The 20,808-nt window shown below is 45.5% G+C and carries 19 protein-coding genes; 16 read left to right on the plus strand and 3 right to left on the minus strand.

The window, feature by feature from the left end; genetic code table 11:
• Positions 1-3: 3 nt before the first annotated feature.
• The 12 genes from S4054249_RS10510 to S4054249_RS10565 all read left to right on the plus strand — a co-directional run bounded on the left by S4054249_RS10510 (position 4) and on the right by S4054249_RS10565 (position 9,929).
• Positions 4-543, plus strand: coding sequence for a hypothetical protein (locus S4054249_RS10510; RefSeq protein ID WP_046355451.1), 540 nt, complete (start codon positions 4-6; stop codon positions 541-543).
• 868 nt (positions 544-1,411) lie between these two features.
• Entirely contained in the window at positions 1,412-2,563 is a 1,152-nt protein-coding gene (locus tag S4054249_RS10520) for a hypothetical protein (RefSeq protein WP_046355453.1), read from the plus strand.
• Positions 2,563-2,943, plus strand: a complete 381-nt coding sequence (locus S4054249_RS10525; RefSeq protein ID WP_046355454.1) for a hypothetical protein — start codon at positions 2,563-2,565, stop codon at positions 2,941-2,943. Before S4054249_RS10520 ends, S4054249_RS10525 begins: the two co-directional genes overlap by 1 nt.
• Positions 2,944-2,954: 11 nt before the next feature.
• A complete protein-coding gene (locus tag S4054249_RS10530; protein WP_046355455.1) occupies positions 2,955-3,890 on the plus strand; it encodes a hypothetical protein in 936 nt (311 codons plus the stop codon).
• Positions 3,891-3,948: 58 nt separating this feature from the next.
• Positions 3,949-4,419: a phage protein Gp36 family protein gene (locus S4054249_RS10535; protein WP_046355456.1), complete on the plus strand. Its 471-nt coding sequence runs from the start codon at positions 3,949-3,951 to the stop codon at positions 4,417-4,419.
• 3 nt (positions 4,420-4,422) lie between these two features.
• Positions 4,423-4,845: a phage virion morphogenesis protein gene (locus S4054249_RS10540; RefSeq protein WP_046355457.1), complete on the plus strand. Its 423-nt coding sequence runs from the start codon at positions 4,423-4,425 to the stop codon at positions 4,843-4,845.
• 14 nt (positions 4,846-4,859) lie between these two features.
• Positions 4,860-5,297, plus strand: a complete 438-nt coding sequence (locus S4054249_RS10545) for a phage tail terminator protein (RefSeq protein WP_046355458.1) — start codon at positions 4,860-4,862, stop codon at positions 5,295-5,297.
• Positions 5,294-5,446 (plus strand): hypothetical protein, encoded by a 153-nt coding sequence (locus S4054249_RS26555; RefSeq protein WP_155401364.1) that lies wholly within the window; start codon positions 5,294-5,296, stop codon positions 5,444-5,446. Before S4054249_RS10545 ends, S4054249_RS26555 begins: the two co-directional genes overlap by 4 nt.
• Positions 5,443-6,339: a hypothetical protein gene (locus tag S4054249_RS10550; protein WP_230851843.1), complete on the plus strand. Its 897-nt coding sequence runs from the start codon at positions 5,443-5,445 to the stop codon at positions 6,337-6,339. Before S4054249_RS26555 ends, S4054249_RS10550 begins: the two co-directional genes overlap by 4 nt.
• Positions 6,340-6,344: 5 nt before the next feature.
• On the plus strand, positions 6,345-6,671 hold the full coding sequence (locus S4054249_RS10555; RefSeq protein WP_046355460.1) for a hypothetical protein: 327 nt from the start codon (positions 6,345-6,347) through the stop codon (positions 6,669-6,671).
• Between the two features lie 5 nt (positions 6,672-6,676).
• Positions 6,677-7,039 (plus strand): DUF1799 domain-containing protein, encoded by a 363-nt coding sequence (locus S4054249_RS10560; RefSeq protein WP_230851844.1) that lies wholly within the window; start codon positions 6,677-6,679, stop codon positions 7,037-7,039.
• The gene (locus S4054249_RS10565) at positions 6,993-9,929 is read left to right on the plus strand and encodes a tape measure protein (RefSeq protein WP_046355461.1); all 2,937 of its coding nucleotides are present in this window, start codon (positions 6,993-6,995) and stop codon (positions 9,927-9,929) included. The genes S4054249_RS10560 and S4054249_RS10565 overlap by 47 nt, the downstream gene beginning before the upstream one ends.
• A 50-nt stretch (positions 9,930-9,979) precedes the next feature.
• On the opposite strand, the gene S4054249_RS10570 is transcribed toward S4054249_RS10565, so the two are convergent.
• The 3 genes from S4054249_RS10570 to S4054249_RS10580 form a co-directional block, all read right to left on the minus strand.
• Positions 9,980-10,711 (minus strand): FRG domain-containing protein, encoded by a 732-nt coding sequence (locus tag S4054249_RS10570; RefSeq protein WP_046355462.1) that lies wholly within the window; start codon positions 10,709-10,711, stop codon positions 9,980-9,982.
• Between the two features lie 100 nt (positions 10,712-10,811).
• Positions 10,812-11,741 (minus strand): STM4504/CBY_0614 family protein, encoded by a 930-nt coding sequence (locus S4054249_RS10575; RefSeq protein WP_046355463.1) that lies wholly within the window; start codon positions 11,739-11,741, stop codon positions 10,812-10,814.
• Between the two features lie 288 nt (positions 11,742-12,029).
• Positions 12,030-12,392, minus strand: coding sequence for a hypothetical protein (locus S4054249_RS10580; protein ID WP_046355464.1), 363 nt, complete (start codon positions 12,390-12,392; stop codon positions 12,030-12,032).
• A gap of 196 nt (positions 12,393-12,588) precedes the next feature.
• Between S4054249_RS10580 and S4054249_RS10585 the strand changes: the two genes are divergently transcribed.
• Genes S4054249_RS10585 through S4054249_RS10600 form a run of 4 tightly spaced genes read left to right on the plus strand, consistent with a single transcriptional unit; the run spans position 12,589 to position 20,806 of the window.
• Positions 12,589-13,122, plus strand: coding sequence for a hypothetical protein (locus S4054249_RS10585; protein ID WP_230851845.1), 534 nt, complete (start codon positions 12,589-12,591; stop codon positions 13,120-13,122).
• Positions 13,122-13,709, plus strand: coding sequence for a hypothetical protein (locus S4054249_RS10590; protein WP_046355466.1), 588 nt, complete (start codon positions 13,122-13,124; stop codon positions 13,707-13,709). The genes S4054249_RS10585 and S4054249_RS10590 overlap by 1 nt, the downstream gene beginning before the upstream one ends.
• Entirely contained in the window at positions 13,696-14,136 is a 441-nt protein-coding gene (locus tag S4054249_RS10595; RefSeq protein ID WP_046355596.1) for a DUF6950 family protein, read from the plus strand. The genes S4054249_RS10590 and S4054249_RS10595 overlap by 14 nt, the downstream gene beginning before the upstream one ends.
• Entirely contained in the window at positions 14,129-20,806 is a 6,678-nt protein-coding gene (locus S4054249_RS10600; RefSeq protein WP_046355467.1) for a phage tail protein, read from the plus strand. Before S4054249_RS10595 ends, S4054249_RS10600 begins: the two co-directional genes overlap by 8 nt.
• The last annotated feature ends 2 nt before the right edge of the window (positions 20,807-20,808 follow it).

The raw sequence follows: 20,808 nt of genomic DNA on the forward strand, positions 1-20,808 counted from the left end.
AATATGTCAACAATCGGTCACGCACTAGTAGCACTTATGCAGTTGCTGTTACCCAGTGGCCTTTTTGCTTTGTGCTTTTTTTGGGGGGCGACTTTAATACCTGACGACGCTAGTGGAAAACTACCTCTTATTTTTTCTTCTGTTTTTACTATTATGATTGCTCCGTTGATTATGGTCAGGAATTCTGTCGAAGATGTAAGAAAAGAGGAGTTTTTGACTCGAGAAGAGCATCAAAGACTCAATTTGAAAGTTATAAGTATTCGTAACCGTTTGATGCTATATATCTTTTTATTACTCGCTTTTGCACTGCTAGCCGCTTTTGGATTACATCTCGCAAGTGTTAATGCAGTGGCTTCAAAATACGCTCTTTCTGTTGTCGGGGCTATGTTCGGAATAGCCGTATATTCTCTTTTTATAGCTTTAGTGACTAGAAGTAAACTTTCAGACTTTGAGGCTGAGTCAAGAAGTCGCTATTTGCAAATAAAGCGTAAAAGAGCTTTACGAGAGAAACTATTAAATAAGCCCAATTCCAGCTCAAGCTAGCTTAGAAAACATTTATTATTATCTTACGAGCTTGTTACTTTGCTTCAAGCTGTTAAGAGATTTTAAAACACGAAATTCCCTTAAACAATTAAATGGCTCTGTATGTCACAAGAGCGAATATTTGTGCATCTGCACAGGGAATCATTGACTTAAAGCAGTTTAAACAAACTGAGGCGTTTTTAAAGCGGTTTTAAACATGGTTTAAACTTATCTCAAGGCCATGTTTCCAATTTAAGAGGTAACTTCACTGGTAAAAGTTACCTAAACAATTACTTTAGACCTTGAAGGAGTTCTTTCGATAGCGCATCCAGTTCTTCGATTTCCCTAGTCTGTTTTTCGTTAAGACCAAAGTGTTTGCAGGTTGTATTGAGTTCCTTGATCACTTGTTGCTCCCTTTCGTTTAGATTGTCCTTTTCTACATTCTCAATTGGGTAATGTTTTATATCCCAATTTTGTTTGTGTGCTAGAGCTAACACTAGGTGCACGTATCGATAGCGCAGATTGCTAAGTGATTGCGGCTCACCATTTCGCTTTGTCTTTGCTCATCTTGCTTTTCCATCTAAGATTTTGGCAACATTTCTGCAGTATTCATTCAATCGAGATTTCTTAGACGCCTTACCAATATAATTAAACTTTGCTTGACCTGTATTAATACAAATATGGTAGAGAAATGGCTGCTGAAGATTTACTTTTTTGAGGTTAGTCCATTTATAGTTTTCATATCACGTATTGAATTCTTGTTTGTGCTCAGCATAATAGTTACACAAGTTGGAAGCTTTAATCTCCTCATATGTAAAACCTTTTACGCCTAATTTTATATTTCTCCCCCGCTATTCTGAGCTCATTGATTCAACGATGAGCACCCACAATGGAAAACACTGAGTTTGACTGGTACGAGATTTTTACCGCTGGCACCCACACCGACTCAAATGGCAATACACAGGAGTTTACTGGCGCAGATTTAGACTCTGTGGTCACAAACTTTATTCCTAAGACCAGCCCTTTGGTTATTGGCCACCCAAAAACTAACGACCCTGCTTGGGGTTGGGTCAGCGACTTAAAAGTCGAAGACGGTAAGTTGTTTGCCAAAGCCGAAGACGTGGCCGCTGAGTTTGCGGAAGCAGTCGAAGCAAAGCGTTACCCAAATCGCAGCGTACGTTTAGAAGGTGAACCAGGTAACTATTTTTTAGGTCACGTTGGCTATTTGGGTGGTAAAGCCCCTGCTGTTGCTGGCTTGCCTTGGCAATTTAATGAAGAGTCAAAAGGCGCAGTATTTGAGTTTACTGCCAGTGAAGCAAGCGAGCGCGTTGAAGATGTTGCAATGCAAACGGCGCGTTTAGTTACCGACTTTATGGGTAATTTGCGTGAGTGGGTTATTGAGCAACATGGCGTAGAAACTGCAAACCGCCTCATCCCCAATTGGGAAGCCGACTGGCTTACCCGCAAAACCATCATCGCTGAACACGAACAAGACAAACAGCGCTACGGCAATCACGCCTTTAGCGCCCCTTCCCATAACCCCGAGGAAATAGAAGTGAGTGACAAAACAAAAAACGACCCCACCGAAGCCGAGAAAGCATTGCAGGCGCAACTGGACGCGGCGAATGCAAAGAACGCCCAGCATGAATTCAACCAACGTAAGTTTGATGCGCAAACGTTTATTGATACCAAGGTCAATGGTGGCAGTGCCCCGCGTATCACCAAAACAGAGGGGCTTGCAGAATTCATGGCACACCTTGAAACTGGTGCAACAAGCACGTTTGAGTTCGCTGCGAGTGATGGTGATCAAACTGCTACTGCGCAACCAGCGGAATACTTTAAAGGTCTACTGCTCTCTTTACCGGAGCAAGCCGGACTTACCAAAGACTTTAGCCGACAAGACGACGAAGAAACCGAGATTGATAACTCGGCTGATGCGTTGGCTACAAAGGCTTTGGAGTTCCAAAGTGAGCAAGCTAACAAGGGTATAACAATCAGCCTGAGTACAGCCATGGGTCACGTTACGCAGGAGACAAACTAATGGCCATACCAGGATTAATCAGAAACTTTGAATCTGGCGCCCCATTGCCAGCAAACCGCTTTGTTGCGGCTGATATTGGTGACTTTATGGCAACCAAAGCCACAGGTATTAACAGCCCTATTCTTGGGGTCACTGAGCAAGGCACAGACAAAAAGCTGCGTGTTGATGTGGTCATGACACAGCTTGCACCCATAGAACTAGGTGGCGACTTTGCAGGGGGTGAATACGCAGTGAGTGATAGTGAAGGCCGCGCAATACCCTTAGACCCAACCGCTCTGGCAGACGATACCGAAATCCACGTAGCTGGCAAGGTGCTCGAAAAAGGCGACGCGGGCACCATTGTTGATATTCATATCGCCCCATTTGTGATCATTAAATAAGGAGCATCGCCATGAGTGATGGAATGCCATTTACCCCCGACGTACAGCAAACGGCGATAGCAATTGCGTATAACAACCGTCAATTAATCGCAGATAGATTACTCCCCTATGCGTCAGTGAATAGACGAGAGTACAAATGGGGTGAGTACAATTTAGCTGACAAGTTCACAGTGCCAGATACTAAAATTGGCCGTAAGTCAGAACCAAACCAAGTTGAGTTTGGCTATGAAGAGCAAACAGGCTCTGTGACCGATTATGGCTTATCTGACGTTGTACCAAACGACGATATTACGAATGCGCCCGCTAATCACAGCCCGCTCAATGTCGCTACTGAAAACATTACGGACCTAGTATTACTTGGCCGTGAAGTACGGGTAGCTCAAAAATTTTCAGATCCAACCAACTTCGGTATTCACAAAAAGCTGGGCACCGGGAGCTTAAAAAAACTGGATGACCCAAACCTTGATATTTTGCGTTGGCTCCTAAGTTTGCTCGACGAACCATTAATGCGACCCAATAGCATGACCATGTCATTTAAAGTTGCTACGGCCCTTAGGACTAATAAAAAGCTGCTTAAAGGCTATAACGGGACAACTGGAGACGAAGGGCTTGTACCTTGGGCTTATATAAAAGAGTCGCTAGAGATAGAGCATATCAACATTGGCCAGGCGCGATTGAACATCGCCAAAAAAGGTAAAACACCTGTCTTTGAACGGGCTTGGGGCGACAACCTTGCATTTACTTATCATGACCCGCTAGCCAGCTTCGAAAACAAACGTATGACCTTTGGTCTGACGGCGCGTTACAAGAACCGAGAGTCAGGTAACAAACCTGTGTCTGCCGGGCTACGTGGCGGTACCAAAGTCATTGTGGGTGAATCAGTCGAAGAGCAAATCATAGCCAAAGGGTGTGGTTTGTTGCTCACCGATGTATTGACCACAGCATAACGATTTAGCCATTAACTCCCTATGGGGCTTCGGCCCCTTTATAAATAAGGAAAGACCTATGTTTGTAAATACGCAACACACAGTAAATACCTTGGGCGTAAATCGATTGGTTGATTATGCAAATGGTCGTTTTTCGATTGGGTTTGATGCGCAAGATATCACAGACAACGATATTAAAACCGCGCTGTTAGTCACACCTGAAACAGACATTCAAACCACCGTATTTAATTGGTTTGAAACTGCCTCGACCAATGTAAACAACACGATTGCTGGTTACGTGGCCAAGCTTGAGCTCACACAAGCGGAAGTGGATGCTTCACCCCTGCTTGGCATTGCAGCAGACTTAATGCGCTACGAACTGTGCAACAACGACGCCGACGAAGGTTTAATGACCAGACGTAAAAACGCCATGCAGGAGCTTAGCAAAATTGAGGCGGGCACCATTCAAATTAAAGCACCCTCGCCTGTGGCGTCTGGCCCTATTCAAACTAAAACCCCAAGCAGTAATTTTGATTGGGCTAGGTACTAAACCATGGCGGGCGTATTCATTGATATCTCGGGCGATGCGTTAGAGAAGTTACAGTTACTTCGACATAAAAGCGCTGTGCCTGAAGATATTCTAGACGATGTCGGGGCCTTTCTAGATATGGATGTCACAACTCGATTTTTAAACGAACTCGCCCCAGATGGAAGTCGGTGGGAGCAATCAGAAGCAGCCAAAGAACGTACAGGTTTAACGCTGACTGACCAACGTAACTTAGCAGGCTCAGTAACGCATAACGTTGAAGGCGATGAATTAGTGCATGGTTTGGGTGAAGAATACGCGGCTATTCACCATTTCGGCGGTAAAACAGGTCGTGGCCATACGGTTACGCTCCCTGCTCGCCAGATAATTGGCATTGAGCAATATCAAGCTGGCGTCATCGTTGAAACGCTCACTGGTTGGCTAGTTTAGATGGAGTTTAAAGCATGTTTAATTTCGATTTAAACCACATTGAAAGCGCGTTGACTAAAGCACGAATTGCCAAAGTCGGCTTTGCCCCTGACTTTAATCAGGCGCGTAGTAAACCCGTGCATACGCCTTTGTTGTACGTTTTGCCACTCGATGAAGATTACCAATCAACAAATAGCATTACGGGCCAAGACGAATACGCGGTGAATGAGTTGTTTGCAGTCATGATTGTTGTCCCCTGTCATATAGCCAACAGGCAAACCGACACACAAATTGAACAGCTGAGAGAGCGCGTAAAAGCGGCGCTTGCTGGCCTAACCGTTACGCCCTATGAGCCCATTAAGCTGCATCGGGGCCGCATGGTGGAGCTAAACCAACAGACAAAAAACCTCATTTATCAGTGCCAGTTTTCTGTCTCCGGGCACATAACCATCAACACCAAGGAGCCAACATGAAAGACGATAAACCAACCCCTAAGAAACACAGCCCATGTGAAATAGCCCAGCAAGTACAAAAGGCACTTAAACAAAATGGTAACCGTAGCAATGTTGCCGGTGCATTTGTACTTGAGGGCGACACCATTAAACCAGGAGCAGCATCATGAGCTGGCGATTTAAAGACCGTTTAATAATGGCGGATTCATTGGGAACGACCCTCACTGGCAACCATGCGATATATGCCAGTGAAGTTGAGTTCAACATTGAAGCCGAAACCGAAAAAGACGAAGTTGAGCGCGCTCATTCTGGCTCAAGCCTAGAGATTATGTACGGTGAGCATGTAACGCTGAATTTTAAAACACCGCTGGCAATGAGTGGCAGCGCAGGCGCGGCCCCGGCGATTGCACCGCTTTTATTAGCATGTGGCATGGTACAAGTATCGAGTGCCAATGCAGTCACCTTCACCAAAGGCGCAGCCACCAAAGCCTCGTGTTTAATGCGCTTTGGCCAAAATACGCACGTACTCACCGAGATGTTAGGTACGTTCAGTATCAATCTTGAAAAAGGTCAGCCCATGATTAACTGGCAGTTTAAAGGCCTATTCAGTGCGCCGGTACAATCAAGCGGCCCGCCACCAGTTGATTGGTCTCGATGGAAAAAGCCAAGCACGTTAGGTGTGAGCAACAAAAGCGCGTTTAAATTAAATGGCCTTGCGCGCACATTGCACAAACTCACCGTTGATGTGGGTAACAATGTGGTGTTTGACCGGGCAATCAATCACGAAGAAATCATGATCACAGGCCATGAGTCTACCGCAAACATCACTGTCACCAGTGATTCATTATCCATTTTCAATCCGTTTGAGCTGGCTGGCAGTATACAAACCTTTGAGTTTAACCACGGCCAAGGCGCAGGTAACAAAGTGACGTTATTAGGTCGCTTTCAAATGCCCACACCAAAATATGCCAGCTTAGAGAGCGAGCTCACAGGCTACGAACTGGACGGAAAGTTAGTCCCCAGTGACAGTGGCTATGACGAATTAACCTTTGTATTTGAGTGATCCTTATGAAACTAAAAAAATTAGAGCAATTAAAAGACGCCACCATTCATGCCCCACTTCATTTTGAATATGGCGGCGTGGAGTTTAAGTTCAACGCACACATTAAGTTGGTGCCAGAAGGCGACATTGAAAAGCTCACCGACCCACGCAACACCACAGATAAAGTCATTGTTGAACAGTTACTTGTTGGTTGGGACGACTTTGTTGATGAAGGTAAAAGCATCCCGTTCTCAAAAGACGTGCTTCACGAAATGCTGGGCTTTGGTGGTATCGCTGGGCGTTTATCAGCCGAATGCATCAATGCGCAATATCGAGTGCAGGAAAAAAACTAATCGACGTGGCCAAGTGGTTTGTGGGTGACTTGGCCACACAATCTAAAGCACTTGATGATGACTTAGCCCATTTTGGTGCGCCGGTTGAACCAGTAAAAAGCAAAGCAGATTTATACGTACTCCCACAAAATTGGGTAGCGGTTAAAGCGCTTTCTACTGCCAATACGCAGTGGCAATACTGTAAGGATGGCATTGAATTGGCTCTTGATTATGCCAGGGCTGAAATTGCTTGGCGCTATGCGGATATTGCCCTCACCCCCACTGATTTTGACAAGCTCCAATATCTAGAACGAACAATAATAAAGCTCTTGAGGCAGACTGATGAAAAACCAACTGAATTTGGCCTTACGCTTACGATACGACGGTAAAGCGGTAACATCCGGCACTAACAAGAACATACAGGACTTAAACCGCCTGCCTCATGCCATTCAAAATCAAGTAGCTGCGAATCAACGTTTGGGTGCAAGTCAGTCAAAGGTTATGCAGCAACAGTCTGCAATGGGTAAACAGCTGGGTGTGCTACAAAGTGGCTATGAGCAATTGGGAATGACACTGGCAAGCGTTGCATCTATAGGCACAGCTGCAATTTTTATCCGTGATACAGGCGCAGCGCAGCAATTAGATACTCGGCTGCAAGGGTTGACCGATTCTACCCGCGAATACCAACAAGTACAAAGCTATCTGTTTGAAGCTGCTGATAGACTTAATACAAGCTACGTATTGTTATCTGACTCATATACAAAAATGCTTAATTTAGAGCCTTTAATATCTAAGTCAGAAGGTATTCAAATACTCGAAGGATACGCAAATGCAGCGGCTAAAATCGGTGCAGCCAATGCCCAAGTATCTCAATCACTGTATGGCCTTGAACAAGGCCTAGGCAGTAATGTAATTCGAGCTGAAGAGTTTAATCAAATAGTCGAGCCTATGCCTGGGCTATTACAACAATTAGAAAAAGCGTCAGGTTTAGTAAACGGTCAATTGCGTCGAATGGTGAATGATGGCCGTATTACAAGCCAAATGTTTAAACGCTATTTAATAAAGGCTTTAAACGAGTATGCGGGTGCGGCTGAGGCTACCGAGGGCAAAATAAACGCATCCTTTGCTGAGATGAGCAACGAGTATCAGCGTTTAATTCGTGAGTATGAAAAGCCAGTCAATTTTGCGGTGACTGGCGTAGCCGATGCTGTCACGGCAGGAATGCGAGAACTGCGTGAAAACCAAGACCTAGTTGAAGGACTAACAACCTCGGCAACGGCATTAGCAATTGTACTCGGAGGCAAACTGGCAGGCGGTGCAGCTAAAGCGACAGCGGCATTTACCACGACGACGATGGCAAAGCATAAGGCACTGCAAGCAGACTTACAATTAGCTGCATATAATCAACGTTTAGCAGCAGAGGAACAAAGACGTGCAATACAAGAGCAAGCTGCCGCTCAGCGCCAACTGGCAATGGCTAGCAATACAGCGCTTAGAACAAAGGCCATTCATCAACTGGCCCTGGCTAATCAACGAGCGACACTTGCACAAACCAACCTCAATGCAGCAACAGCCACTTATTCTGTCGTGTCTAAACGCGCAGCTTTATCTAGTCGCGCATTAAGCGGTGCAATGGGGCTATTAGGTGGCCCAGTTGGATTAGCTGTTACTGCAGGTTTGGCTATCGCCTATTTTGCGAGCCAAGGTGACAAAGCATCTACTAGCTCAAAAAGATTAGAAACACACTTGTACGATTTGGGCGATGCGTTCGATTCGGTTAACAACGTCAGTGCTAAAGCGCAAATCGCCTCTGCGTCAAAGCAAACAATCAACTACACAAACAACATTCAAAACGCGTATAAACGTATTAAGCAGCTGCGCCAACAAATGAATAACGCTAGCAGTGACCGCGCTAAATTTACATACCAAAACCAAATTGCTGGCATTGAGCGCTACATCAACGAGCAAGCAAAACTGCGTAGCGAGTCCATGAAAACCGCTGCACAAGCAGCAAACCTGCAGCAAAACCTCAAAGCAATAGATTGGAAGCAAATAGCGGAAAACACCAAACAAGCCACTAACGCCCTGCCCCAAAACATTCAGCAGCTTCAGCTTTCGCTACTAGGAGAAGAAGCCAGGCTAAAAGCCAGCTATGAAAAACGCAAAGCCATGGTCATACAAGCCCGTGAAAATGACCATGGCAATAAAGCCAAATACGATGCAATTTTGAAGCAGCTAGACGCCAAGCTTCACGCGGACCAGCAAGCATTAACAGACAAGCATGAAGCAGAAAAAACACGTATCCAAAACCAAGCAGAAGAAAAGCGTAAAAACGATTTACGTGCAGAGCTAGAAGACCGCATTGCACAAATCAAAGGCTATGCAAACCGTGAAGCACTTGCCAGTTACAACAACCAGCTGGCAGTAGAAGAAGCAAAACAACAAGCCCGTATCGACGCAAAACGGCGTGGCATGTTAGGTCTTGCTTCAAATGATGAAGTCGGCGAAATCAAGTACAACGCCGACAATCAAATTCGAAACCTAGAGCGACAGCAAGAACTGAACGCAGCGAGAGGATTTCACAGCCAGCGCGAAGCCGATGAATACGCCCATCAAGAACGGCTAATGCAAGCCCGTACACAAAAAACGGGACCTATGCAAAAACACTTAATGGAGTTTGCGAACTGGGAGACTAAAAACGCCCGCGAGAAAACATCTGCCGTTGTTGGCTTAGGCGCTGCTGGCTTTAAGGCCATGGCAGGCCAAAGTAAAACCGCGTTTAAGCTGTATAAAGCGTTTTCAATCACTCAAGCGATGATTAAAACCTATGAGTCAGCAACTGGCGCATATGCAGCATTAGCCCCTATTCCTGTCGTTGGCCCTGCACTTGGTGCCGCTGCAGCTGCGGCCGCCGTCGCAATGGGTTTACAGCAAGTCCGCATGATAAAGGCACAGCAACCTGCTGGTATCGCACACGGTGGTTTAGACTACGTACCAAACGAAAGTACTTACATCCTGCAGCGTGGTGAACGTGTCCTCTCTCCAAAGCAAAACGTCGAAATCAGCCACATGGCGCGGCATTACAACGCTGGCAATCGCCAAACTGCAGGTCAAAATGTGGTGTTCAATATTACAAATCAGATCACCGTAGAAGGTGCGGCCAATGCCGAGCAAGGCAATGTCATTGGTGCAAACTTGACTCGGCAGATTGAGGCTGTATTTGTTGAAAGTATAAACTCTCGCGGGGCTGTGTTTAGGGCGATTTCATTAACTTTTTAGTTATTTCGGAATAGGATCATCGATAGTTGTAATGTACATAAAAGTTATGCTTATGAATGTTCAGACATTACGTTCTGCAAATACTTTGACAGTCCATCCAAATCAGGAAATATTGACGCATGATGAATTCCGAAAAGTCTCAGTTCCTTGCGCAAAGCTTCCCTTATTGCATAAGGGATACGATATTTTTTTATGGCTTTATTTTTCAATCTATCATTCAATGGTTGTCTGGGATCAGGTTGAATGGTAAAAACTCCCGATTGCGCTCGTATCCTACCTGATACATGAGGTGGTTTATAGATGTTAACGTGCTCATGCTCTAACGGTTTTTTTACTTTGTTCACATCAACAAAGGCGGACTTTATGGTTAAGAAATAAAACGCTGCATCACCTGAATAGTCCTCTTTTACTAAGTTTTCTTTACGAATATCTAGTTCGGAAATTGGTTCCCCCACAGCAAAGTAAAGTGCAACCAAAGGATTCGTTGACCAATCTAGCAACCTAGTTGGCAAACCATGGTGTTGAGCTAAGGCTAACCATTCCCATTCGGTATTTGGAGTTGATTGAAGGAACCCTACAGCTTGATTTTTAAATCTATCAAAGATGCTCTTTTCATCGAAGTAGCCTTTAACAAATTTTGAACTAGAGAGTCGGCCAACTTTAGGAACCAAAGAAAAATAATCTTTAGATTCCCCTCTAAAAAAGTAACGCTCGTCAGGAGTAATTCCTTTTACAATGTTCCTAAAGTGTTCAAATGATTCAATCGTACCTGAAAATTCCATGATTACCTTATTTTCCTGAATTTAATTCCACTAGTCTGCTGCTAAATAACATCTTTTGATATTAAGTAATAACTCTTTAAATATTTACATTAATGGGAGCTTAGGTGTGATTCTCTTCGCAGGTCAATAAAAATAGCAAAGTAGTCGCTGTTAGATGTAAAGTATAACTTGCGAAGTGCTCAGGAACGTTTTTAACTACTACTCCCTGACCGTGTCCCCCTTCTTTGTTTCTCAAAGTAGGAACACCGCTTTCGAGTAACGTTCTAACCGAAGAAAATTGGTTTTGGAGATATTCAGGAACTAATCCATTGTTGAAGCAGCTATTAATTAGTTTTTTGGATGTATCATTTTTATTGTACTGCCAGCCATGTTTATCATGAATTGCTTTCATTAGGCTTTCGAAAGATTTAAGACAATCATTAAGGCATTCTTTGTATTTCTTATTTCTATAGTGCTCGTGTGCGGATAAAAATTCGTGGTTTGCCCCTGAGTAGCACTTTTCTTTTCCTAGCAATTGAAGGACTGGTTTTACTGTTTCAGAATGAATGTATTGAGAATCAATTCGGATAAGCTCTCCAGAAATAAACTGATACCCTATCGAAGCCTCTTTAAACCTATAATTTAGTTCTTCTATTGCCGCATCTGGTGTTTGAGTTACTCCTCTGGTGCGAGAGAATTCCCAAGAATTGTTTCTAATACCGTGATCTATAACATTGAATACCAAGTCAATAATATCGAGGCATTGCTCTGTTTTATTTGTCTCTAAAAAAAAATCAAATATTGCTTCGAAATTAGTTCGCGCATCTCTTCTAAGTGCGAACACCCCATACTCTTTACATAGTGTTTGATGTATTTCTAGGTATATTTTACTGCTTACGTGATTGTACTGATCTTCAATACCAATAGTATCTCTGACAATATGAATAACTTGGACACGGAAATTGTTTGGTATTTTACTATATTGATATACGTCTTGCGTCTTGCTTGTTAACTTCTCGCGCCTTTTAGAGAACAGCTCAAATATAGACATGTTTACTTGATACTCCTTCAATTTACTTTAAAGCTAATATGAGGGTAAATATTTTACTAGAGTAAATGTTTTGTCAATGAATATTTATGCATGTAGTTCAGGGGGCTACAGCCATTAGTATAGATTTAGGTAATGGAAGGTTGCCTTCTTACCTGCTCTCTTTTTAATGTTTACTCACACAATAAAGCAAAGAGCGATAAAAAACATGGAGCACCTTCCCTACCTAAGCCCCCAAACAGCTGTGTTTAAAGTAGTCCTGACTATGGTTTATTCGCTCTCTTCAGATCTTCAGGTCTGATCTCGACAAACTCCCATTGAATAAACTCTATAGCCCACAATGGCTTGCTCGTTCAATTCGTCAATACTAAAAGATACGGAGATATAACATTTGGGGTCAGTTATACTAGGAATTGTATCGAGTTGGGCAATGTGAAATACGGACAGGTCAAATCTCATCTCGACGCCTTCCTGTTTGAACCAGTCACTTAACTCGTTTACATCACTAGACTTTTGAATTTGTTCATCTATTTTTGACTTCCACTCCGACTCAACTGCCTTCGCTTTTTCAAAATCAAACCCCATGAAATTGCTGTTGTCTGAACAAGCTATCAATAGTGTAAAAATATACAAAATCAAAAAACTAAATCGCACTTCATTATCCTTATAAATCTACTTCTGCGAACTACTCAGCTTATAGTAAAACATTTTACACCTAATTTCCCGCTCCTAATTTTTTAAACTCGCTCACACAGTAAAACAAAGAGCGATAAAAAATATGGAGCACCTTCCCCTACCTAAGCCCCCAAAAAGCTGTGTTTTTCGGCTGGTTCCCAATAGTCATTTGCACGTGAGTAAAACCAATAATGCCTCTGAGGTGTATGACCTTGAGGGCGCATACTGGGAGTTTGAGATTGAGCTTGCCAATGTGTCTGAGTCTGATGCCTTGGCGTTGGATGCGTTCTTGGCCAGGTGTCGTGGTGCCGTTGGCAAGTTTTTGTGTTTTGATTATCGGTTTTTACAAGATGACTTGGACAGTTTTGCCCGGGTTACTGCGTCATATCAAGACGGTAATTTGCTTAAAGTGGCTGGTTTGCCTGTCAATTCAGAGTATGCCAAAGCCGGCAATCGCATTCAGATAGGTACGGGTGAAAACGCCGAGCTTAAGATTCTTACTTCGGATGTGGTGGTTGATAGCCACGGCGAGTGTGAGCTTGAGTTTGAATCGCCTATGCGCCAAATCCCAGCGAGCAATACCCCTGTGTATTTTAAGCGCCCTGCTGGCGTGTTTCGCCTTTTGAATAACAAGCAAGGGTTGGCTGAAGCCAAGGTTAAAAATGGCTTTGTGACCTCATGGAAAATCAAAGGTCGGGAGGCGTTCTAATGGAGGCATTAAATTCTGCTTTGGTGGCCGAGCTTGCCAATTGCCGCCCCCGCTACTTTGTGCGCTTGGCGTTTAAAAGTGGCGATGTGTTATTACATACCGGTGTGGGCCAGCGCCGATTCTTAGGTTACACCTGGCATGGTTTAGGGATGCTTGGGCGTATAGGTGAAATCCCCGCAAATGATAAAAACGATGCGGCGCGCATTCGCTTAACGTTGCACACCCAAAATGAAACTGTGTTAGCTGAAGTCGCCGAGAATGACCCCATTGGTGTGGGCGTTGAAATCTATCTTGCCACGGTCGACACACATTATCGTGTTAATCAGTCTCAACTATTAGAAAGCGGCTATATCGTGGCGTGTGATGTAGAGCGCGGCCAAGTCAGTAAAGTGAGCTTGTCAGTGGCTGGCGAGTCTGAGCGTTGGAAGCAATCGCGTTTGCATCAACGCTGGAACCATGCGACGCAAACCGCGTTATATCCAGACGACATGTTTTTTAATGAGCATGCTGAAGCCACAGGGACTTTACTCCCAGACACACAACCTGGTTATCCAATTGGTGGGAGGGATGGCCATGCACTGCCCTAGTTACCGCCCAATTATACTCCAACGCTATCTAGATTCATGCGAAAACACCCCGTTTGCATGGGGCAAATTCGATTGCTGCTTGTTTGTGGCCGATTGGCTCCTTGCCCGAAATGGTGTCGATGTTGCGCAAGGCTTTCGGGGTCACTACAGCACCGCCATTGGCGCAAAACGACGTTTAACTCGCTTAGGATTTAATAGTATTGAAAGTGTGTTTAAACACCATTTAAAGCCCATTGAAACATCCTATGCGCAGCGCGGTGATATTGCGTTGGTTGAATATGAGGGTGAATTGATAGGTGGCATCGTTGGTCTTGGCTATGTCTATTGCGTTACTAATATCGGTTTAAGCGCACTGGAAATGAGCGCGGTCAGTTTTTGCTTTTCTCAGGAGTTGCCTAAGTCTACGGGTGAGGTGCGCAATGGGTAAAGTTGTCGATGTTGTCAAAGATATAGCAGATCCCTTTGGTCTCGTTGAGAAAGTCTGGGATGAAACCGTTGGGGCACTCTGGGACAGTATGAGCCCAGAGATACCCGAAGAAGACTATGCAACGCTGGCAAAAGGGCTGCAAAAAGGCATTGACCAGCCGCGCCGTATTACCTTTGGGCGTGACCGCGTTGGGGGTGTGATTGCGCACCAAGCCACAGTCGAGCGCGATGAAAAAAAGTGGGTGCAGTTGATTGTGTTAATTAACGGTGCGCCCATCGATGCGTTAGAAGACGTGTATATTGCCAATAAGCCGTTATCGGACTACCCAGCCGAGAGTTGGGACTATGCATTGTCTGATGGCAATCACACATCCGCCAACAATAAAGCTGTGTCTAAAATGGCGGGTTGGACCAGTAAACATGTGGGTTATGGTCAGGCACATGTATTCATTGAGCTTGAGAACAACCGCGAGGTGTTCCCCGATGGCATTTCCGATTGCGAATTTTTAATTCGCGGTTCGCGTATTTGGGACCCCCGTGATAGTGAGCAAGACCCCGATGATAAGAGCACATGGGCATGGACGCAAAATGCCGTGCTGTGCGCCCTGCACTACATTCGTTTTTATGGGGCTCATGAAGTGCCCTATCATCGCATTCCGCTTAATTGGTGGGTAGCGGCAGCCAATGTCTGTGATGAAAACGCCGTCTATCAAGACAACGATGGCGTTGATAGGTATGAGCCGCGCTACACGTGCAACGGGACTTTTCGCTTTACCAGTAAGCCCATAGAAGTACTTGGACAATTAGAGCGCTGCTTTGCAGGAAAAATCTTTAGGCAAATGGGCCAATGGTTTGTGCGCGTTGGTGCCTGGTATGGCAACCCCACGTATACGATTGGCCAATCGGATGTGATGGGCAACGTTAAAATCAAGTGGCATGCGGACCTACGTGATAGAGCCAATATTGTCCGTGCTACTTTTACCGACCCTAATCAGCATTATGAGCGCACCGATGCACCGCCTGTGCGTGCTGAGGGTTATATCGAAAAAGACAATCAACCATTAGAGACCACGATTTCATTGCCTTTTGTGCGCAGTGCGACAGCGGCACAGCGCTTGGCAACCATTCACCTTGAGCAAACCCGCCTCGGCTCAATCGAACTCCCCCTCAAACACAAAGCTTTGCGCGCCGCAGTGGGTCGTACGGTATATGTGGATTTACCCAACGAGCGCATCAATAAAAAAGTCTATCGTGTTGTCGCAAGGCGCTTTCGGCTTGATGGGGGAATAACGCTGACGTGTGTGGAAGACAGCCCGCTTTTATGGGCTGATGATTTAGTGCCTGGTGCGTCTGATCTAACGCCAAATAGCGATTACGTCATTGGCAAACCTTCCCCAATTGAGCAAGCACGTGTTGAGGTTGATGGAGATGGCAATGGCATTGTGAAATGGACCCACCCCGCTCCGCTGGCAGTGCATGAGTTTGATGTGGAGTTTTATAGTGATAATGATACGCGCGTGTATAAAGAGTCTGTGACCTACACGCAAATTGTTATTCCCAAACTCGCTCTTGGTACATACACCGCTAAAGTATTTGCGAAAAACATATTCGGCCAGCGCTCCCCATCTGTTGCCATTCAGTTTACTGTTTCAGCACCAACCGAACCTGTGCTGTCTTATGTCGCAGATTATAACCAAATTACGCTTACCGCCACTATACCCGCTATTGGGATAGGCACCCAGTTTGAGTGGCAGTTCTTGGGCTCCAATGAAGCACCTCAGCAAAGTGACACGGCATTTGCGCAAATCTACAACCGCATTGGCTTGCAGCCGATGACCGAGTATCACTTTCAATGTCGTGCAGTAAACCACATCGGTAACAGTGACTGGGTGCAGATAGCTGTCTCAACAACGGATGTAGACTTAACCGAGTTTATTAATGACATGCCACTGGCGAAGTTAAGCCAAGAGGCCCAAGACCTCATCAACGACTTGAACACCCAAGTTGATAGATTAAGGCCTGAAACCGAGAACAACCTGCCCTCGCTTGTTGCCAAAAACATCGAGCAAATACAGGGCTTGGAAGATGTCACCAAGGTTTTAGATGGCTCGATTGTCGATGGCATTCCCACTCAAATTGCGCTGAATAAAATCAAACTCGATGAAACAGCGTTGGCTGTTACTGACATGCAAAAAAGCGTGTTTGATGTCACGGCTGGTTACACCAACTTTCGTCATGAGTACGAACGACGCACGCTTAATAATGAGCGTTTAATTGATGCCGCCGTATTTGTCGATGCCGAGTCTGGCACCATTGTGAATCGGGCGTTTTCTTATACCGACACGCAATTCAGTGAAGCGGTTTCTTTGGTAGATGGTGTCCACGCACGCATCAATTTTGAGTCCCGTCGCATAAAACAGACTGAAGAAAAGCTCGTTGACGCCACAGCGCAAATCGAGCTGCAGGCAGGCCAAATTACACAGCGTGCAACTCATACCGAAGTCGACGCCCATATTGCCGGCGCTATATCAGCCTTAACGCCTGCATACAGCTGGCAGTTTAACAGCGGCGCTGAGGGGTTTGTAGGGTTCGAAAGCCATCATGCGTTAGGGTATTTGGTGTGTAAAAATACGTTAAATAGCCCTGCTATTTCTCTGGATACAGTCGATAACCCCATGTTTAGAGTGCGCGTGCGTAAACATCAAAACAGCACCTGGCTAGGGCATATCCAATTCAATGGCGGTACCTTGTTCCTGCCCGAGCCAATAAGTGATGATTGGGAGGTCATTCAAGTAGACGCGACAGGTACTGCAGGCTATAGCGGCATTATCACTTGGCTTCAGTTTTCACTGGGCCACTGCGATATCGACTTTATTGAAATCGGTAAGCGCGGGGCAAACGATTTAGCCCTATCAGACATCACAAGTCGCACGACCACCATCGAACAAGAGTTAGATGCCGGTACAGGTCGCATGGGCCAATATGCAACAACGGCTTGGGTATCAAATCAAGGCTTTCAAACTCAAAGCAACGTACAAACACTCATAGATTCATTTAACACGCAATACAGTATCAGTGCCGTGCTACAGCAGCTCAACGACAATGACGTCATCGTCAAAGCCAATGCGGCGCAAACTTGGATTGATGGCGCAAATTCAGCGATACGCAGCCAAGTCATTGGCTATTTAAATGAAGAGGATGGGGTTAACCAAAAGCTCGCTACGGCCGAGCAAAACATAGATGCGTTAGCCGGAGAAGTTCAGCAATCAGTCACTCAAATCCAAGGCATTCAGCTTGATTTAGCCGACAAAGATTTAAATCAGGTATTAGATGCGTACAACCAACTCCTGCGCGACAACGCGCTAGCAGAGCAGTCTATCACCCTCGCTCATGCTGAAGATAAACTCGCTGCAGTCACAGACGAGGTAAGCGCCCTATCCTCACAATCTACCAAACTGATTGCGTTGCATAATCAAAGTGCCGCGAGTATTGATATTCTCGGTAGCGCTTTTGCCAATGAGCGCCAATCAAGTGCTGAGCGCACAGAAACACTGCGCGCTGAAATAAGCGATGAAAGCCAAAGGTCTATTGCTGAAGCCAAAGAATTTACCCGTGCCATCACCGGGTATTGTGTGGATAGCGATGGCAATCGAGTTGATATTGAAGATGCCTCCGACTGTGAATTAGCTGGCCACACGTGGGTAGATGGTCCCGTCGTCGAGCGCTCAATGAACTTGGCAACGCTGATGGTCGATGGCCGAGGCTATCAAACATCTAGCCAAGTCAACCAGGCGATTAGCACTTTTGATGCGGCTTACGGAGTCACTACAGCGCTACAGTCATTTTACGACAATGGCACACTTGAAAAAGCCAATGCCGCAGAGCGTTTTATCGCGGGTGCTGCCGGTTACATCAAAGACCAAATCACGGTGTTTAATGCGCAAGAGGGTGGTGTTGATGAGCAGTTCGCAAACGTATCGAGCACACTCGATGCCATTCAAGGCGAGATAAACCGTAATATCGTGCAAGTGCAAGGCCTGCAACTGGGAGCGGATGCGAAAAGTCTCGATGAAGTTATCACGGCGTATAACGCATTACTTCAAAACAACGAGCTGCAGCAATTAGATATCAAACTTGCCTTGGCCCAAGACCAACTAAAAGCCACTACTAGTGAACTTGAAAGCGTGGCCAGTTTTACACTAGAGCTAGGTGCCATACATCAGCAAAACAATGCAATTATCACATCCGTCGCTAAAGCATTTGCCAACGAACGCCAAGCCAGTGTCTTGCGTGATGAACGCTTTGCGGCTTTCACCCAATCAACACAAGCTGCGTTTAGTGACGTAACCGAAGCCGTTGCTGACATAGACCACGCAAACCTTGTACGCGACCAAGTATTCACGGCATTTGCTGCAAACACAGAGACTGCATTTCAAGAAACGACTCATCTTATTTCCAACCTTGATTCAGCGATGGCCACGCAACGCCAAGACTTGGTTGCCAAAATCGAGCAAGGCGACACGTCAACTTTAGCAAACGCAATAATTTATACACGCGCTGCTGTGGGTTATTGCATCGATGCACAAGGGAATATCACGAACGAAACAGATGCCACCCTCTGTGTTGATGCAGGCAATAGTTGGGTTGACGGGCCACTCGCTGAGTTTATTCGCAAGCTACAAATTGAAAACGCCAGCGGTGACAAAGTCAGCATTTCTGATATTCGTCAAGCATTTGAAACACAAGATGGCCGACTTATCGCCCGTGGCGGGTTTTTGATAAACAACCAGGGTCGTGCTACTGGCGTAGTCGGTTTAAACGATGGGCAAATCGGAAATCTCGATTTAGTCGGCGATGTCATTCGTCAAGGTGTGCAAGTTGGCGAAACCTTTATCCCTACGTCATTTATTGATAACCGTGACCCGCAAAATCCAGTTCACGTATTTCGAGGTCGATTAGAACTCGGCGATTTTGTAGTTGAATCGGAGGATAGTATTCGCGGGCTCGACGGGAAAGATGGGCTACCAGGCCCGCCAGGACAAACTAAATATACCTGGATTAAATATGCTGACGATTTACACGGGAATGGCTTAAGTGATAGCCCAGAAGGCAAAGACTATATTGGCCTTGCCCACAATCAATTTACGCATATCGAATCAAACGACCCAAGCGACTACTCCTGGTCAAAAATCAAAGGCGAGCAAGGCAATCAAGGCATCCCAGGCGACAAAGGGGAAGATGGTAAAACGCTATATACGTGGGTTGCGTACAGCGACAATGTCAATGGCGCAAATATGTACCAAACACCAAGAGATTCAACTGAGTACATTGGGATCGCAAACAACAAAACAACGGCGACTGAGTCGACAAACCCTGCCGACTACCATTGGTCGAAAATCAAAGGCGCAGATGGGACCGATGGTGTGCCTGGTGACAAGGGAGAAGATGGCCAAACCCTATATACGTGGATAGCTTACAGCGATAGCGCCAATGGCGCGAACATGTATCAAATCCCAAGAGGATCGACTGAATACATAGGTATCGCTAACAACAAAATTACAGCGACTGAATCTACAAACCCTGCTGAGTATTTATGGGCAAAGTTTAAGGGCGCACAAGGCGTCCCAGGCGATAAAGGAGACAAAGGGGATAAAGGTAGCTCAGGCACTTCAGGGGCTCGTGGGGCTGGGCGATTTATTACATCTACAACAGCAGGAAATTGGTCTGACTCAGTGGCGCGAGCCGCATGCTCAGGTGGTTATGCAGTCATAAACGATGTTGTCACAATATACAAAAGCAGCGACCCAAAAGTACAGACTACCAAGCGTTTTTCAGGAAGTAGATGGGAAAGCTTCGCACTGCATGTGCACGGTAGTCAGCTTGTGGAAGGTACCATCATTGCTGACGGACTTGTTGCCGCGACAGGCACCATTGATGAATTAACCGCAAGTGGAAGAAAAATCAAGATTAATAATGATGGCCTCACTGCCCACGCGATGACAGGCAATGGGTTTGCTTGGAATACAGACCACCAGTCAAGCTGGCCTAGCTTATTTAAATTCAATGGCAATAGCGGCTCCTCGGGTACGTTATCTGTCACTAACACTCATAACACCTTTGGCAATGCCATCACTGCTTATTCTGCAGGCCCTTATGCTGTTTATGCACAGCGTGGAGCCATAGGACCTTTTACAGGTGCTCATGATGGGCTAATTGCCAAAGGTGCCAATATAGAGACTGGCGATTTAGTGTGTGATGTCGCCTTAGTCAATATGTCCGATATTTCAAATGCTATATGCGAAATGGGCGTATCTAATCAAGCAGCACAACGCTCAGTTCGCGGAGTATTTGTATCAAGTCGCCCAATAACGACCCAACTACCCGCTGGGCTTTCAGGGTTTAGAGGTTTTCAAAAGTTTATAGAATATAAGCATAGTCACGACATCATCGAGTTCAATGCTCTCGGTGAAGGTGTACTCAATGTGTGTGGCCAAGGCGGCGATATTGAAGCCGGTGACTATCTCTGTTCAAGTGACATTCGTGGAAAAGCGATGCGTCAAGCAGAGCAAGACTTTGAGCGCCCCTTCACTATCGCCCAAGCTCGGCATTCAGTGACATTCACATCATCAACGCAAATTAAAAAAATCGCAGTCATCTACTTACGAGGATAATA

It is taken from the genome of Pseudoalteromonas luteoviolacea (genome assembly GCF_001750165.1).
GTDB lineage: Bacteria > Pseudomonadota > Gammaproteobacteria > Enterobacterales > Alteromonadaceae > Pseudoalteromonas > Pseudoalteromonas luteoviolacea_G.

Excerpts from the sequence above, each read along its gene's own strand:
- S4054249_RS10555 (WP_046355460.1), top strand. The coding sequence starts at position 6,345 with ATGAAACTAAAAAAATTAGAGCAATTAAAAGACGCCACCATTCATGCC.
- S4054249_RS10570 (WP_046355462.1), bottom strand. The coding sequence starts at position 10,711 with ATGGAATTTTCAGGTACGATTGAATCATTTGAACACTTTAGGAACATT.
- S4054249_RS10540 (WP_046355457.1), top strand. The coding sequence starts at position 4,423 with ATGGCGGGCGTATTCATTGATATCTCGGGCGATGCGTTAGAGAAGTTA.
- S4054249_RS10545 (WP_046355458.1), top strand. The coding sequence starts at position 4,860 with ATGTTTAATTTCGATTTAAACCACATTGAAAGCGCGTTGACTAAAGCA.
- S4054249_RS26555 (WP_155401364.1), top strand. The coding sequence starts at position 5,294 with ATGAAAGACGATAAACCAACCCCTAAGAAACACAGCCCATGTGAAATA.
- S4054249_RS10550 (WP_230851843.1), top strand. The coding sequence starts at position 5,443 with ATGAGCTGGCGATTTAAAGACCGTTTAATAATGGCGGATTCATTGGGA.
- S4054249_RS10535 (WP_046355456.1), top strand. The coding sequence starts at position 3,949 with ATGTTTGTAAATACGCAACACACAGTAAATACCTTGGGCGTAAATCGA.
- S4054249_RS10590 (WP_046355466.1), top strand. The coding sequence starts at position 13,122 with ATGGAGGCATTAAATTCTGCTTTGGTGGCCGAGCTTGCCAATTGCCGC.
- S4054249_RS10595 (WP_046355596.1), top strand. The coding sequence starts at position 13,696 with ATGCACTGCCCTAGTTACCGCCCAATTATACTCCAACGCTATCTAGAT.
- S4054249_RS10530 (WP_046355455.1), top strand. The coding sequence starts at position 2,955 with ATGAGTGATGGAATGCCATTTACCCCCGACGTACAGCAAACGGCGATA.
- S4054249_RS10600 (WP_046355467.1), top strand. The coding sequence starts at position 14,129 with ATGGGTAAAGTTGTCGATGTTGTCAAAGATATAGCAGATCCCTTTGGT.
- S4054249_RS10525 (WP_046355454.1), top strand. The coding sequence starts at position 2,563 with ATGGCCATACCAGGATTAATCAGAAACTTTGAATCTGGCGCCCCATTG.
- S4054249_RS10510 (WP_046355451.1), top strand. The coding sequence starts at position 4 with ATGTCAACAATCGGTCACGCACTAGTAGCACTTATGCAGTTGCTGTTA.
- S4054249_RS10575 (WP_046355463.1), bottom strand. The coding sequence starts at position 11,741 with ATGTCTATATTTGAGCTGTTCTCTAAAAGGCGCGAGAAGTTAACAAGC.
- S4054249_RS10565 (WP_046355461.1), top strand. The coding sequence starts at position 6,993 with ATGAAAAACCAACTGAATTTGGCCTTACGCTTACGATACGACGGTAAA.
- S4054249_RS10520 (WP_046355453.1), top strand. The coding sequence starts at position 1,412 with ATGGAAAACACTGAGTTTGACTGGTACGAGATTTTTACCGCTGGCACC.